Source organism: Bifidobacterium longum subsp. infantis ATCC 15697 = JCM 1222 = DSM 20088 (assembly GCF_000269965.1).
GTDB lineage: Bacteria > Actinomycetota > Actinomycetes > Actinomycetales > Bifidobacteriaceae > Bifidobacterium > Bifidobacterium infantis.
Map to the genome: position 1 here is coordinate 2,693,496 of NC_017219.1, position 15,138 is coordinate 2,708,633.

General features: G+C 59.6%; 10 protein-coding genes. 2 read left to right on the forward strand and 8 right to left on the reverse strand.

Translation table 11 applies throughout. The annotated features are described in order from the left end of the window. Positions 1-53: 53 nt before the first annotated feature. The 6 genes from BLIJ_RS12445 to BLIJ_RS12470 all read right to left on the reverse strand — a co-directional run bounded on the left by BLIJ_RS12445 (position 54) and on the right by BLIJ_RS12470 (position 7,395). The gene (locus BLIJ_RS12445) at positions 54-1,370 is read right to left on the reverse strand and encodes an ATP-binding protein (RefSeq protein WP_012578631.1); all 1,317 of its coding nucleotides are present in this window, start codon (positions 1,368-1,370) and stop codon (positions 54-56) included. 352 nt (positions 1,371-1,722) lie between these two features. After that, positions 1,723-2,703, reverse strand: a complete 981-nt coding sequence (locus BLIJ_RS12450; RefSeq protein WP_012578632.1) for a family 43 glycosylhydrolase — start codon at positions 2,701-2,703, stop codon at positions 1,723-1,725. Between the two features lie 120 nt (positions 2,704-2,823). Next, positions 2,824-3,699 carry a carbohydrate ABC transporter permease gene (locus BLIJ_RS12455; protein ID WP_012578633.1) on the reverse strand — a complete coding sequence of 292 codons (876 nt, stop codon included), beginning with the start codon at positions 3,697-3,699 and terminating at the stop codon, positions 2,824-2,826. 3 nt (positions 3,700-3,702) lie between these two features. Next, entirely contained in the window at positions 3,703-4,662 is a 960-nt protein-coding gene (locus BLIJ_RS12460) for a carbohydrate ABC transporter permease (protein WP_012578634.1), read from the reverse strand. A 162-nt stretch (positions 4,663-4,824) separates the two neighbouring features. Next, the gene (locus BLIJ_RS12465) at positions 4,825-6,072 is read right to left on the reverse strand and encodes an ABC transporter substrate-binding protein (RefSeq protein ID WP_012578635.1); all 1,248 of its coding nucleotides are present in this window, start codon (positions 6,070-6,072) and stop codon (positions 4,825-4,827) included. Between the two features lie 276 nt (positions 6,073-6,348). Then, positions 6,349-7,395 carry a LacI family DNA-binding transcriptional regulator gene (locus BLIJ_RS12470; RefSeq protein ID WP_012578636.1) on the reverse strand — a complete coding sequence of 349 codons (1,047 nt, stop codon included), beginning with the start codon at positions 7,393-7,395 and terminating at the stop codon, positions 6,349-6,351. 275 nt (positions 7,396-7,670) lie between these two features. On the opposite strand from BLIJ_RS12470, the gene BLIJ_RS12475 reads away from it, so the two are divergent. Next, on the forward strand, positions 7,671-9,791 hold the full coding sequence (locus tag BLIJ_RS12475; RefSeq protein WP_012578637.1) for a beta-galactosidase: 2,121 nt from the start codon (positions 7,671-7,673) through the stop codon (positions 9,789-9,791). 74 nt (positions 9,792-9,865) lie between these two features. Here the strand turns inward: BLIJ_RS12475 and BLIJ_RS12480 are convergent, their stop codons facing one another. Then, a complete protein-coding gene (locus BLIJ_RS12480; RefSeq protein WP_012578638.1) occupies positions 9,866-11,236 on the reverse strand; it encodes an ATP-binding protein in 1,371 nt (456 codons plus the stop codon). 321 nt (positions 11,237-11,557) lie between these two features. Here BLIJ_RS12480 and BLIJ_RS12485 point away from each other — a divergent pair, with 321 nt between their 5' ends. Beyond that, the gene (locus tag BLIJ_RS12485; RefSeq protein WP_012578639.1) at positions 11,558-12,979 is read left to right on the forward strand and encodes an MFS transporter; all 1,422 of its coding nucleotides are present in this window, start codon (positions 11,558-11,560) and stop codon (positions 12,977-12,979) included. Between the two features lie 395 nt (positions 12,980-13,374). Here BLIJ_RS12485 and BLIJ_RS12495 read toward each other — a convergent pair whose 3' ends face one another. Then, positions 13,375-15,108 (reverse strand): ABC transporter family substrate-binding protein, encoded by a 1,734-nt coding sequence (locus tag BLIJ_RS12495; RefSeq protein WP_012578640.1) that lies wholly within the window; start codon positions 15,106-15,108, stop codon positions 13,375-13,377. Positions 15,109-15,138: the final 30 nt, after the last annotated feature.

Consider the following 15,138-nt stretch of genomic DNA (forward strand, 5'->3'; position numbering starts at 1 on the left):
TAGACCGGGCAACAGGCCCAATCCGCGACACATTCCCGGGAAAGTGGTGCGCGTTACATCACGCTCAAACAACCCAGCATATATATGGGCAGGTATTCGGTTCGGCCAACAGTCTCCACGTTGCCATCATGGAACACGTAGGCATGGGCAAACCGATAATTGTCGGTATCCAGTAGGTTGTTCATGGCCCGATGCCGCGTATAGTCCTTGCCCGATTTGATTTCAACCAGTGAAATATCATCCAGACCTTGCTGCACTACAAAATCAACTTCACCAATACGGTTCTGGTTGAAGTAATGCAGTTCCAATCCCTGTGCAAACAGTTCCTGAGCCGCTGCATTCTCGAAAATCGACCCGTAATTCATACTGGATCGGTGATTCACAATCTCTAAGTCCACACTGCGCATCAAACGGGAGGTCAGCAAACCGACATCGTTCATGTACAGTTTAAACGTGTTCTCGTCGGCATGCTCCGTCAGCGGGTATTCAGGGTCCTGCACGCGCGAAGTAGGCAAGGCAATACCTGCGTTCGCCAACCAATCGAACGCCGTCTGCATATGAGCGAACCTGATATTCTTGCCCAACTTGGAGAACTTGAATCGTTTGTTTTCCGCATTGAGCTGACTTGGAATCGCCTCGTAAATGCTCTTGATATGGCGACGTTCCACCAAATCGGAGACATATTTGGTGATGTCGTATTCATAGGTATCGAATATGGCCTGCTGAGTATTGCGGGCTTTGACAATATCGGCAAAATCCACGAATGACTGCACTGCGTCGGGCATGCCACCAATCAGCAGATACTTGTACCACAGGTCGGTGAGCCGTTCATGTAGATAATCGGGAACCTCCCGTCGATCCACATAACATTCACGCAGCGTATCGAGAGCGGACTGAGGCAGCCGGCATGCAGCGCAGAACTCATAGAAATTGAGCGGATACATACGCATCGTCTGCAGGAATCCCACCGGGATCGAGCGCACATTGAACACATCAATGCCCAGCAGGGAGCCAGAAACGATGACATCCAATCCTTTGGTGCCAGACAGGAATTTGGTCCACGTGAGCATGTCCTCACACGCTTGTATCTCGTCAAGAAACAGCAGAGTCTTGCCCGGCGTAATTTCCGTGCCGGAAAGTACCGATAACCGCAGTATCAGGTCTTCGGTGTCCTTGGCCTTGCTTACCGTTTCGACCGCCTGAGGCATTTCGATGAAATTCACCTTAGCCACATGCTCATAATGGTCTGCACCGAACTGCTCAATCAGCGTGGTCTTGCCCACCTGCCGGGCACCCGTGACCAGCAAGCCCTGCTTGGTTTTACGGTTCTTCCAATTCAGCAACTGGTCATATGCATGGCGCTTGAGCATATTCCCCTCCTCTTTTGTAGAGAATGACTGAAAACACGCAGGTCATCACACAATCACATACTGATATCATCTTAGCATTCACGTTTTTACATATGCAAAACGCACTTTGAGTCACAAAAAACACAAGAATAGTGAATGGTTCATTCACGTTTTACGTATTGTGCGACGGAATCGGCATCTCCCGCAACACGTGAGATATGCAAAAGTGCCGCATGCTGAATGGTGATCAGCGTACGGCACTGCGCGAAACGCGTGAAATCCGCAGAACGCACGAAACTCACGAAACAGATAAAACGTACAAAACGCAAGCAAGGCGAAGACAACGAACAGACAGAGACAGACAGCCTACAGGTCAGAACGTCAGCGAACGCACGTAGGAACCAACTTGCGGGCGGACGGGAACCAGCGAGCCGTCAGGATTGTAGTCAAGCGGCGCGAATACCACTTCGCGATGACAGCCATCGCCTCCAGCCCAGCGACCGGCCGGATTGTAGGCGAACCGGTGATACGCGATAATCCATTCGTCGGTGCCGGGAATATTCACGATGTTATGGTGACCGGTGGCATACAGCTTGCGCGCCGGGTCTTGTTCGATCAGCACGCGCGGTTCGCTCCAGGGCCCATGCAGCGATTCGGCCATCGCGTACTTGACGCAGTATTCCGGCTCTCGGGCGTCGTTCTCCGACCAGCTGGCGTAGTAGATGCCGTTGCGCTTGTGAATCCAGATGGCTTCACGGAAATCGCCCGGCACCCAGCTGAAAGCGCGCGATTCGTCGAACGACAGACAGTCCTCATTGAGCGGCGCGGCCCAAGCTATGCCGTTGCCCCACAGGAAGTACCGGGTGCCATCATCCTCCACGTATACGCCGGGGTCAATGGTGTGGCAATCGAACGTACCTTCGCGCACGATTGGTTCGGGCTCAGGCACGAACGGCCCGCACGGGGATTCGCCCACAGCGGCGCCGATCTGGGAACCGGCCACGAAGTAGAACACGTATTTGCCGTCCGCGCGCTGTACCACGGAAGGCGCCCAAGCACCATCCGAGCCATCCCACCACGGCGCATCGCGCAAGTCGAGCGCCGGATATCGCTCCCATGTGGCCAAGTCGTCGGACACATACACACTGAACGCGGTGGTGTCCCAATTATCCACACCGTCATCGGTGCAGTACAGGAAATATCGGCCATCGAAAATGGCAAGATTCGGGTCGGCGCAATACCTGCGCAGCGGATTAGTGGTCAGTACCGCGTTATTCACGCGATGAGGAAGGCCGTCACGAGGCACGGCTCTCGGTTTTGGCGATGTTTGTAGCACAGTGCCAACAGTACCCATGGGAAATTCTTATCTGGTGAAGAACATGGCTCCCCACACGCCGCGGAAGGAGATGATATGAGCGTAGTGGGGAGCCGGAATTAATACCGTGATCAGCCAGCCGACTAGTCGATCAGCCGATCAGCCCTTGACCGAACCGGCGACGAGGCCGGAGACGATCCACTTCTGGCAGAAGATGAAGAACACGAACACGGGCAGCAGGGCGAGCACGGTGATGGTCATGAAGCTCGGCCAATCGGTCGAGAACTGGCCCACCGCGTTGTACACCTGCAGCACGATTGTGCGCAGTTCCGAGCTGGAGAGGAACACATTCGCGTTCATGAAGTCGTTCCACGTGCCCATCGTCTGGAACACGACCACGGTCGTCAGGATCGGGCGGATCAGCGGCATCACAATCGACCAGAAGATGCGCAGCGGGCCGGCGCCGTCGATGCGTGCCGCCTCGATCAGTTCGAACGGCAGGCTGCGCATGTACCCGACGATCAGGAAGTAGCAGAACACCGCTCCGCCCAGGTAGATAATCACCAGTCCGGCCAAGGTGTTGACCAGGTGCGCGTTCGCCTCCATGCGGTACAGGGGGATCAGCGTCGTCTGCGCCGGCACGACGAACGCGACCATCAGGATCGCGCCGACCGCGGCGGTGAACGTGGACTTGCGCAGGATCATGCCGTATGCGGCCAGGGCGCCGACGAGCACCTGGATCACGACCGCGAAGAACGTGACGATCAACGTGTTCAGCAGGGAGCGGAACACCGGGACCGTCTCGAACGCGTTGATGTAGTTCTTGATCGTCCATTCCTTCGGCAGGCCGAGCGGGTTGGCGGACATGTCCGGAATCGTCTTGAACGTGTTGATCAGGATGTACCACAGTGGAACCGCGCATACCAGCGCGATCAGGATCATCACCACGCTGGTGACCGCCGAACCGATCCTCTTGCGCGTCGTGAAGTTCATGCCCTTCGGCGCGGCCGTGACGGAAGAAGCCTTGTTGCCCATGATTTACTCGAACCTCCTCGAGATCAGGTTGGAAATGCCCATCTGAAGGAACACCACGACGCCCGTGGCGATGAAGAACAGGACCGCCAGCGCGGAACCGATGCCGTACTGCGACTGGCCGATGCCCTGCTGGATGATCGACTGCGTGACCGTGTACGTCGAATAGCCCGGGCCGCCCTTGGTCATCGTGAACGGCAGGTCGTACACCTTCAGGCCGCCCGACATGAGCAGGAACGTCGAGGTCACGATGCCCGGCATCAGCTGCGGCAGGGTGATATGCGCGAACTGCTGCCACTTGTTCGCACCGTCCACGGTCGCCTGCTCGTACAGGTCCGCGGGGATCGCCTGCAGGAACGCCAAGTAAAGGGTCGCATGCCAGCCGATCTGCGCCCAGATCGCGATGAAGATCACGCAGAACTTCGCCAGAGAGTTGTTCGACAGCCACGGCACCGGTCCCAAACCGAACGCCGCGAGCACGCTGTTGACCACGCCGGTCTTCATCGGGGAGAAGATGTACTTCCACACCATGCCCATGATGGCCAGCGACGGCACCGAGAAGAAGAAGAACACAGAGCGCACAAAATCACGGCCGACGAACTTGCGGTTGAGGATGACCGCCAGCGGAATGGCGATCACGGTCACCCCGACCATCACCACGATCGCGTACAGGATCGTGAAGCCCAGGCCCTGCAGGGTGGACGGATCCGTAAACACCTTCTTGTAATTGTCCAGACCGACCCCGTTCATGTCCATGCTGTAACCGTTGAAGTCGGTGAACGAGAAGTACGCGGTCTGTGCCAACGGCACCAGGAACAGAACCACGAACACCGCCAGGATCGGCAGCAGGAGCCAGAACGACGTCACGTCCTCATGCAGGCCACGCGCACGACGACGCCGACGATACAGGTCTTCGTCCAACGGCGGCAGGTTGCCGACCGCCGAGCCTTGCATTGTTGCGCTCATATGCCATCCTCCTTTGACATTGGCTTATGACCGAAATCCGATTGCGGGCATGCGAAGGGCGACCAGCCGCAGCCGACAGGCCGCCCCATTACCATGCGCACGGTTCATGACGAACCGGAGATTGTAGTTATCTATGTGTGATTATGTGCGATCCGTTGCGGGTCACTGCGCGGCCGCGACCTTGGCGTCGATGTTCTTGGCATACTGGTCGGGCGTGATCTGCCCCTGCACCAGCTGCTGGTTCTGCGCCTTGAGTTCGCTCTTGAGAATGTCCGGCTTCGAATAGAAGTTGGTGTGCAGGTAGTACTTGCCGGTCTTGATGTCCTGATCGTAGACCTTCTGGTACTGCGTCATCACCGTAGCGTCGAACCCGTCGACAGTGACAGCGTCGCCGGCGTCGTTATGCTTCTGCAGCGCCCACTTGCTTGACAGGAAGGTGAGGAACTTCTCGGCGGCCTTGAGCTTGTCTCCGTCGAGCTTCGCGTAGATCGCCCACGCCGGGGAGGCGGAGCCCTGCGCGTACTGCGTGTAGTCGTCGCCGAGCTTGGGCATCGGGGCGAAGTCCCAGTTCATGCCGGCCTGTTCGAAGGTGGCAAAGTCCCACGCGCCGTCGACGATCATCGCGACCTGTCCGTTGGTGAACTGCGTCTTCATGTCGTCGCCGCTGATGCCGACCGTGTCACGGGTCACGCCACCCTCATCGTACAGGCGGATGTATTCCTTGACGGCCTCGAGCTCGTCGGTGCCCGGCGTCTGGTTGTCCTGCGTGGACAGCGTGGTCGGGTCGACGCCCTTCTTCTCGAGGATGGATCCCTGGAAGGCGTCGATGAAGCGGCTCGGCTCGTCGGCGTTCGGCTCGAGGAACGGCTCGATGCCGGCGTTCTTGAGCTTCTTGCACAGCTTGAGGAAGTCATCCCAGTTCGCCGGCGGCTCGTCGTAGCCGACCTGCTTGAGCAGATCCTTATTGTAGGCGATGCCGGAGACCCACGAGGTGATCGACATGCCGTAGGTCTTGCCGTCGCGGCCTACGAAGTCCTTGTTGGCCTGGGAGATGTTCTTCATGAACGACTCGTCGGTCAGGTCCTTGGCGTAGCCGTTGTCGATGAGGTCGTCGCGATTCTCGGAGGTGATGATGAACACGTCCGGGGCCTGGTTGCCGACGAGGCGGGTCTGCAGCGTGGAGATGTACTCGCTGGTCGGCGGCGCGTAGCTGAAGTCGATCTTGATGTCCGGGTTTTCCTTCTCGAACTCGTCGATGTACGGCTTGGACGTCTGCTCGTTGTCCCAGCTCAGGTAGCTGAGCCGGATCTTGCCGGCGTCGGCGTCCGAGCCGCAGGCGGCCAGCGGGACCAGCATCGCTCCCGCGCAGGCCAGAGCGAGCATTCGTTTGCCCCAGATCTTCATTGACATTGCAACTCTCCTTTGTGTTGGTGGCATACGCCATGTTGTATGCCGAAAGAAACCACATTGTCTTCCGTGCAAGAGCCCGGTTTTAAACCGATTTAATCTTGTAGTTGTATTTATAGCACTCCGCTCAAACGGCGTCAACTCGTTACAAAACCTTTTAAACACAAGGGCTGTGGAACGCGCGGAATCGCACCGGACAACGAAAAATAATTAAACAAAAAACGCCGCGAGTTGTCCCACCGATCGGCGATCCACCGCGAACAGCCACCGGACGACCGGTCAGCGCGTGCGGTTGGACGACTCGCGCACCAGCACCTCATAACCCACCGTGACATGCTTGGGCATGGCCGGCGCGCCGTAACGCCCCTCCTCGATGCGCTCGCACAGGATGTCGACGGCCTCGCGGGCAAGCTTGTCGATGTCCACCGCGATCGTGCTCAGCGTCGGCGCGCTGTACGATCCCTCGCGCACGCCGTCGAAGCCGATCACCGCCACGTCGTCCGGCACGCCGATGCCATGCTCGCGCAACGCGCGCAACGTGCCGAAAGCGATCGCGTCGGTCATGCAGAACAGCCCGTCGAACGGGAAGTCCCCCTCCTCGATGCGCCGCGAAACCGCGCGGTACGCGTCGTCGGTGTCCCAGTCGAACAGCTGGATCGTGTCGGCCTTGGTCAGCGTGCGCTCATGCCGCTCGAACGCGCGATGGCAGCCGATCAGACGTCGGTCGCCCACGTGCATCGACCGGCGCGCCTGGTCGGCCGGCATGAAGTCCGTACCGACCAGCCCGACGCGCTCGCACCCTATCTCGAACAGGTGCGTCACCGCGGCCTCGGCGCCGTTCTCGCACGGTGTGAACACCGAGTCGAACGGCCCTTGGTACGACTGGTCATCGAGCAGCACCACCGGCTTGCCCCTGCTTAGCTCAATGATCTCGGCGTCGCTCAGGCCGCCCGCGCTCAGGATCACGCCGTCGCAGAACTTGTTGGCGACCTTCTCGAGGATGCTTTTCTCATGGCCGACCTTGCCGGTCGAGATCTGCTGCGCCACGGCCTGGATGCCGCGGTCGAACGCCGCATTCGACACGCCGGCGAGCAGCTGCGCGTAGAACGGCCGGTCAAGCTGGAAAACGGCGGCCTCGATCACGCCGGTTCGCCCCGAACGCAGGCTCTTGGCAGTGATGTTGACCGAATAGTTCATCCGATTGGCCACGTCGATGATGTGCCGTGCCGTTTCTTGTTTAATTCTGGGATCGCCGCGCAGGGCGAACGACACGGACGCAGGAGAGACACCCGCCGCCTTCGCGACATCACGCATCGTCACCGCCATGGCGTCCTCCTTAGGTATTTATGGGCTTTTCGGCATCTCACCGAGCAGCTGCCGACACCTTCAATCATCCATTTGACGAAGACAACCTCGACGTACATAATGGCCACCAGGAATTAAATCGGTTTAACGCTGAAGGGGCAACGTCACCACACACGGGGACCGCCGCTCCCGACGGCGCGACGCCGAACCACCCCAACGCGAGTCCGCCGCACGCCGGCCACAACGCCGAGACCGGCCGCAGGCCGCATCATCGTCATCGCAAAGGAGTACGCATCATGACCGACACCATGGCACACACCCAACCCGCATCACCCGCATCACCCGCATCGCCTGCACCGACCATCACCGCACCGGGCGGCCGCTTCGTCTTCGGCGGCGACTGGAACCCCGAGCAGTGGGACGAATCCACCTGGGCGGACGACATCGCCAAACTCGAACGCGCCGGCATCAACGAGGCCACCATCAACGTGTTCTCCTGGGCGCTGATCCAGCCGGACGAGAGCCGCTACGACTTCGCCATGCTCGACCGCATCGTCGACCTGCTGGTCGCGCACGACTTCGGCTTCGTCCTGGCCACGTCCACCGGCGCGCTACCCGCATGGATCGCGCAACGCTACCCCGACGCCACGCGCACCGACTACGAAGGCCGTCGCCACCGCTTCGGCGTGCGGCACAACGCCTGCCCGAATTCGCCGAACTTCCTGCGCCTGGCCGGCGCGCTGGCCGGCAAGCTCGCCGAACGCTACGGCGCCAACGACCATCTGATCGCCTGGCACATCTCCAACGAGCTCGGCGGCCGCTGCTACTGCGACAACTGCGCCGCCGCCTTCCGCGTCTGGCTCGAACGCAAGTACGGTTCGATCGAGGCGTTGAACCGCGCGTGGAACGCGAACTTCTGGAGCCATACCTACGCCGATTTCGCCCAGATCCTACCGCCGAACGCGATCAGCGACGGACTGGACGGCGAGCGCGCCACTCTGTCCGCCTGCAGCATCGACTACAAGCGGTTCCAGTCCGACTCGCTGCTGGGCACCTACGTCACCGAGCGCGACGCGATCCGCGCGTTCGACGCGATGCATCCGATCACCACGAACCTCATGGACACCTACGAGGGTGCCGATTATTTCCGTTGGGGGCGCGAGATGGACGTGATCAGCTGGGACGATTATCCGTTCCCGCACACCACGCCTTCCGACAATGCGTTCAAGCACGATCTGATGCGCGGCGTGGGCGACGGCAGGCCGTTCATGCTCATGGAGTCGACGCCGAACCAGACGAACTGGCAGGAGTGCAACGTACTGCGCGCGCCCGGGCGGATGCGTGCGGAAAGCTATCAGGCGGTCGCGCATGGCGCGGATACCGTGCAGTATTTCCAGCTCAAGCAGTCGCGCGGCGGGTTCGAGAAGTACCATGGCGCGGTGATCTCGCACGGCGGGCGCGAGGACGAGCGCGTGTACGGCGAGGTGCGTGCGCTCGGCGGCGAGCTGGCGGCGCACGGCGCGCGGTTCGTGGGCGGTCTGACCGAGGCGCCGGTCGCGCTGATGTTCGACTGGGATTCGTATTGGTCGACCGAGAACATTTCGTTGCTGCCGAAGGGCTTCGACTATCCGGATCAGGTGCGGCGCTGGTATGCGCCGTTCCACCACCGCAACATCGCGGTGGATGTGGTGCCGGAAGACATTGACGCCGGGCGGCTGGCGGGCTATCGCGTGCTGGTCGCGCCGGCGCTCATGATGGCCAAGCCGGGCGTTCGTGAGCTGGTCGAGGGGTTCGTGCGCGCCGGCGGCACGTTCCTGGCGACGGTGATGGCAGGCATGCACGACGAGCATGACAACGTGATCCTCGGCGGATACCCGGGCGCGTTCCGTGAGGTGTGCGGAATGCGCATGGAGGAGATGGACATGATCCCGGACGGCCGCGACGTGCGTGTCGTGTTCGGTTCGGGCGAGGGCGAGGACGCGGACACGGACGGGTCCCGGGTCTCGCTGGTTGCCGGGCTGATCAAGCTCGACGGCGGGGCGCGCCCTCTGGCGGCCTACGCCGGCGACGTGTTCTACCGGGGTACGCCGGCGGTGACGGTGAACGATTTCGGCGCGGGCACGGCGTATTTCGCCGGTGCGGTGCTGGACGAGGCCGGCATGGACGCCGTGGTCGGCGACGTGGTGCGCCGGGCCGGCGTTACCGGCATCGTCTCGCCGGAGCCGGTGGAGGTGGTTACGCGGCGGTACCCGTCACGCGGGGAGTCGTTGACGTTCGTGATCAACCATGCGGATACGGCCACGGCGTGGCAGGATACGCCGTTCGCCGGATGCGAGTCGGTGCTTGACGGCACGGTACTGGGCAGGGATCTGGTGCTGGAGCCGTACGGCGTGACGGTGGTGCGCACCGCGGCATGACGGATTCGGCCGCAGGCCGGTTGCGGACCATATCCCAAGTCAGCAACCGGCCGAACCATATCTCGCGGCTGCAGTCATCCTTCATCATCAGTATTCGGTAGCGGCCCTAAATCAGCTCCGCCATCCGGCTCATAATCACTCGCCAACCACGGGCGGAAGTAGCTCCCGACTATCCACAGTGGGACATTGGTCAGCCAATCCTGCTCCTTGTAATTCCGCATCGACGTACGGTAACCGCAAATCCCGTATTTGTCGCACAGCCACTTCAAGCTACGCTTATGACGCTCGGTACCAGCTTTGGCCTCCAGCGGAATGATTGCGCCATTACCTGCAAAGACAAAATCAACTTCTCCCGTACTGTTCGCATTCGACCAGTACATCGGTGTGATGCCGGCGGCCACTAATTGCTGGCAAACATACTGTTCCGTTAACGCACCACGGAATTCGGTCAGCCCGCCATCACCAAGGACCACGCTTGCGGGAGTCAGATCCAGGGCCGCTGCCAGCAGCCCAACATCATGGAGATACAGTTTGAACGCGGAATCATCACGGTATGACGGCAATGGTGCCACAGGTTTTTCGACGCGATACACCCGCAATGCAAGACCAGAATCGACAATCTGCTGAATCGCGGATTCATATTGCGCCGCCCGAGCGCCACGAGCGATGTGGCCAAAAATAAATTTATGATTCTCACGCGCCAGATGGGACGGAATCGAAGAAAACACCAAACGCATTTTCTCACTATCCACACCGGTTCTGGGGTGTTTGGAAAAGTCCATGTCGTAATTGGATAACAATTCTTTCTGCACGGCACGCGCATGCTGATAGCCATCTTCTACAAATGTCTCAACGACTTCGGGCATGCCGCCAACAAAACAGTACTGACGAACCCTTCGCTCTAAACGTTCCGCAAATCCCCCAAGTGTCTCAATACGCTGGTTCCGGATGCGTTCGGCTATCACTCCATCACCGACCGCTTCCAAGAACTCCACAAACGTCATCGGATACATATCGATGGAGGTGACACTGCCAACCGGGAATGACAGGTCTTCGTGCTGAGCCATGCCCAGATAGGAGCCCGCTACAGCGACATGGAGATCCGGCATTTCCTCATGGAGCGCTTTCAACAGAGTCAGTAAATCAGGGATTTCCTGTATCTCGTCGATGCACAGCAGCGTCTTGCCGGGCCGAACGCGAACCCCATTAAACGCCTCCATGGAATCAAGCAACATGTGCACCGAATCCACACCTGTCAACGCAGCCTTTGCACCGCCATCGAACAAGTTGACATAAGAAAATGACTCGAACTTGTCCCGACCCAGCACCTTAAGCACATGAGTCTTGCCTACCTGTCTCGCGCCGCACAGCACTATCGGCTTGTGCTCCGTCGCTTCAGCCCATGCCGACAACCTGGTATATATATCTCGCCTGAACTCCGCCATGCCGCCCTCCCTATCGCATGGGACCATACATCACAAATCACTGTCCTATCGCTCCATCATACCGCAATACACACTTTTCCTAGGGTTGCAATTCGCGTATTCTACATTTTTTCTAGGGTTGCGATTGTCCAAAATTACATTTTTCCTAGGGTTAATAATGCAGAATACTGCACTTTTCCCAGGGTTAGTACCCTGACCTTCCCTAATCACACGGTGTTGTAAAGGCGTCGCGGTATTGGCCGGGGGTGAGTCCGGTGCGGCGCTTGAAGACGAGCATAATAGAATATCTCAAGCATCGATGAATACGAGGAGATGATCACAATGGCTGATTCCATCGGAACAGTCAACAACCAATCTTCAACACAGCCCAACGGTCACAATTCACATAGCAACACCACCGAGTCGCTATGGCGCGGCACGGATTATGGCAAATGGTTCGTAGCGGATTCATGCACGTCGCTGTCATCAAGTATCCAAGGTTTCGCAATGCCACTCATCGCGCAGACCGTCACGGGCTCACCGGCACAGGCGACGCTGCTGGATTCAATCATGACCATGATATCGTCGGTATTGCGGCTGCCAGGTGGCGTGGTACAAGATAAGTACGACCGCAAAAAACTTATGATTGCGTTCGGCCTGATTGGTTTCGCACTGTTCGGCATATGCACGGCCCTAGGATGGGCGGGATTACTCATATACCCGGTGCTGATGGTACTTGCGATATGCCTCGGCATACGCTCAGGCCTCCTAGGAACCACGAGCAACACGATGCTACGAGGCATCGTTCCCGATCAATTGCTGCCCAAGGCGTCAAGCCTCAATGATGGCCGCGATGCCGCCCTCGAACTCGCCGGCGCACCAGTAGGTGGCGTATTGATCGGCGGCGGTCTATGGCTGCCATTCGCAGTCAGCGCGCTGCTGAATCTATTGGAAACCGCTGCGGCGATGCGGATCACAAAATACTGGCATCGTGGCGGGCGGACCAATACGGAGGGCCGCGCCCTTGCCGACGATGAGGCCGATGAGAATGGCGATGCGGCCAACATCACTCAGGCCGCTGACGAGCAGGCAACGACCACGATATCATCCGCGTCACAGTATTGGCGTGAGATGTTTTCCGGATTCCGCTGGCTTCTTAGCGAGCGATTCGAACGTCGCCTGATTTTGTCGAGCGCGCTGGCGTTCGCGTGCTTCAACTCGTTCCTGCTGATTACGGTGCTCTCGATCGGCTCCGACCCATCACATGTGGTGTCAGCCAGTTTCATGAACGTTTCTGTGTCTGTGGGCGTCATCGTTGGCTCGCTCATCTCTTCCGTGCTGGTTCAGCATGTGCGCGGCGGCATAGTCGCCGTATCGTTCTACGTGCTGATGAGCATCGGCGCGCTCGGCGCAGCGCTGGCTCCGTGGATTCTTGCGCGCATGGCGTTTCTGGCAATTTCGCTGCTGGCCCTACCGGCCGGCAATGCGGTAATCAACGGATTCCAATCATTGCTCATCAACAAGGAGCATATGGGCCGCGTATTCGCCGGCATGGGCATGATTGAGACGATTGCTGCCCCGGTGATCACATTTCTGTCCGGCATCGCCATGCAACACTGGGGTTACTCAGTCACGTCCGTGGCTTTGGGCTTGTGCATCGTGGCGGCCGCGATCCCTGCCGTGACAATGAGGGAACTGGTCACACTGCCTAAGCCGGATGGCTGGGAGGACCATATCCGCAAATCCGGGCTCACCAAGTTCTGACAACAAGTAAGGGCGACTATCTCCCGGATTTGTGACGCTCGGCAACCGTCAGCGTCACAAATCCGGGAAGAGGAAGGTGGATACGGTTTCAGCCGCGCGGGCAGCAAGGTGGACAAATCGTTGCCGGGGTGGAATCGCGGCAAGTATGCAAAAGCCTCCCGTTCGCGCGCGACGCATAAGCGCGCAAACGGGAGGCTTCCCAACCGCAGCATCATATGCAGAAATAAGGAGAGTAAGGCATATGCTGCCGCGGTCACACCCCGCCGGGAACCTGCCGCAGGCCGCGTCCGGCATCGAAAGCCCTGCAGTCGATGCGTGCGGCCGGCCGTTCCCGGCGCGGTGGCCATGTCAGTCAGACATCAGTCAGATGTCAATAGACATCCGATCAGACGTCATCACTTCTGCCAGCCGATGTCCTGCGGCAGGTTGCCGGCGAAGCCGGACGGGCCGTAGTTGGCCAGGCCCTTCTTCGCACCGAGGTACGAAGCCGGGTTGGAGACCGGGATGGTGCCGTACAGCTTGAGGGCTTCCTTCTCGGCGGCGTTGACGGCCTTGGTCTGCTCGTCGTAGTCGGAGAGGCCACCGGCCACCTTGACGAGCTTGTCGATCTTTTCGTTGCCCACGTAGGTGAAGTTGGACGGACCGTCGGAGGTGTACAGCTGCGGGGCGGACACCACGAAGGTCATGGCGCTCGGAGCCTGCCAAGCCATCGGCAGCACCTGGTAGTTGCCGGAAGACACGGTGTCGGAGAACTTGGACTCGGCCACGTTCACGACCTTGACCTTGATGCCGGCCTTCTTCATCATCGCCTGGTAGGCGTTGGCGAGGGCCTGCTGGGTGGCGTCGTCACCGAAGAAGGTGAAGGAGATCTCAAGGGTCTTGCCGCCCTTGGCGTAGTAGCCGTCCTTACCCATCTTGTAGCCGTCGGCCTCAAGGGTCTTCTTGGCGTTGTCCACGTTGTACTTGGCCTCGGCGGGCAGGTTGTTCTCGTAACCCTTCTGGAACGGCAGCAGCAGCTCGGAGCCCGGCTGCTCGGCCTTCCAGTTCAGGCCTTGGAACTGCACGTTGTTGTAGGTGTTCACGTCGAAGGCCTGGGTGATGGCCTTGCGCACCTGCAGGTCGTCGAGCGGCTTGGACTTGCCGTTGTACTGGAGCACGCGGGTCTTGGTGCTGTAGCCGATGCGCAGCTGGGCGTCCTTGACGGAGCGGATGGCCTTGATGTCGTCCTTGGTGGAGGCGCTCACGGCGTCGATTTCACCGTTCTGGAAGGCGTTGAGGGAGGCGGTGTCGGCCATCTGCTTGTAGACGATCTTGTCCAGCTTCGGCTTGTTGCCCCACCACTTCTCGTTCGGCACGAAGGTGACCTGGGAGTCGGAGAAGGAGTCGACCTTGTACGGACCGGCGGCCCACTCGTTGTGCGGGTTCTTCACCCAGCCCTGGGTGAAGGTCTTCGGGTCGGCGGCCTTCGGGTTCACCAGAGTGCCGAAGACTTCCTGCCACGGGTAGTACGGGGTCTTGTAGGTCACCTTGACCTGCTTCGGGCTGTCGCCCTGCTCAACGCTGGCGATACGGTCGAAGCCGTCGGTGCTCGGCGGGTTGTAGTCCGGGTTGGAGCCGTTGTTGGCTTCCCACGTAGCCTTGAAGGCGGTCCAGTCGATGTCGGAGCCGTCGTTCCACTTGGCCTTCGGGTTGATGTCGTACTGCACGACCATCGGGTCCTTGCTCACGAGCTTCATGTCGGTCAGGAAGTCCGGGTTCACCTTAATCGGGGAGCCATTGACCTGGTCGGTCATGAGCAGGCTGGGCTGGTACCAGCTCCACAGCTCGGACATGTAGCCGGTGTTGCCGTCGGAAGACAGGTAGTTCCAGTTCGGGCCGACTTCGGTGATGGACAGGGTCAGCGTGCCGCCGTCCTTGACGTTGTCACGGCTCTGGTGGTTGTCGTAACGCTCGGTGACCTTCGGCATGGGCAGGTCGCCGGCGTACGACGAATCGATGCCGGCCGGCGGTTCGGTGGCGCTCGAGGCGTTGCTGGAACCGTTGCCATTGCCCGCGCCGCAGCCGGCAAGCAGCATGGCAAGCGCCGCAGTGGCCGCGGCGAGCGCGGTCAGCTTACGTGTCTTGTTCATTGTTATTTCCTCCTCTATATGGTTCCGACC

What these genes read in the sequence shown, in the direction of transcription:
- BLIJ_RS12470 (WP_012578636.1), bottom strand. Translation starts at nt 7,395, where the DNA reads ATGGCGGTGACGATGCGTGATGTCGCGAAGGCGGCGGGTGTCTCTCCT.
- BLIJ_RS12445 (WP_012578631.1), bottom strand. Translation starts at nt 1,370, where the DNA reads ATGCTCAAGCGCCATGCATATGACCAGTTGCTGAATTGGAAGAACCGT.
- BLIJ_RS12465 (WP_012578635.1), bottom strand. Translation starts at nt 6,072, where the DNA reads ATGTCAATGAAGATCTGGGGCAAACGAATGCTCGCTCTGGCCTGCGCG.
- BLIJ_RS12450 (WP_012578632.1), bottom strand. Translation starts at nt 2,703, where the DNA reads ATGGGTACTGTTGGCACTGTGCTACAAACATCGCCAAAACCGAGAGCC.
- BLIJ_RS12455 (WP_012578633.1), bottom strand. Translation starts at nt 3,699, where the DNA reads ATGGGCAACAAGGCTTCTTCCGTCACGGCCGCGCCGAAGGGCATGAAC.
- BLIJ_RS12485 (WP_012578639.1), top strand. Translation starts at nt 11,558, where the DNA reads ATGGCTGATTCCATCGGAACAGTCAACAACCAATCTTCAACACAGCCC.
- BLIJ_RS12480 (WP_012578638.1), bottom strand. Translation starts at nt 11,236, where the DNA reads ATGGCGGAGTTCAGGCGAGATATATATACCAGGTTGTCGGCATGGGCT.
- BLIJ_RS12495 (WP_012578640.1), bottom strand. Translation starts at nt 15,108, where the DNA reads ATGAACAAGACACGTAAGCTGACCGCGCTCGCCGCGGCCACTGCGGCG.
- BLIJ_RS12460 (WP_012578634.1), bottom strand. Translation starts at nt 4,662, where the DNA reads ATGAGCGCAACAATGCAAGGCTCGGCGGTCGGCAACCTGCCGCCGTTG.
- BLIJ_RS12475 (WP_012578637.1), top strand. Translation starts at nt 7,671, where the DNA reads ATGACCGACACCATGGCACACACCCAACCCGCATCACCCGCATCACCC.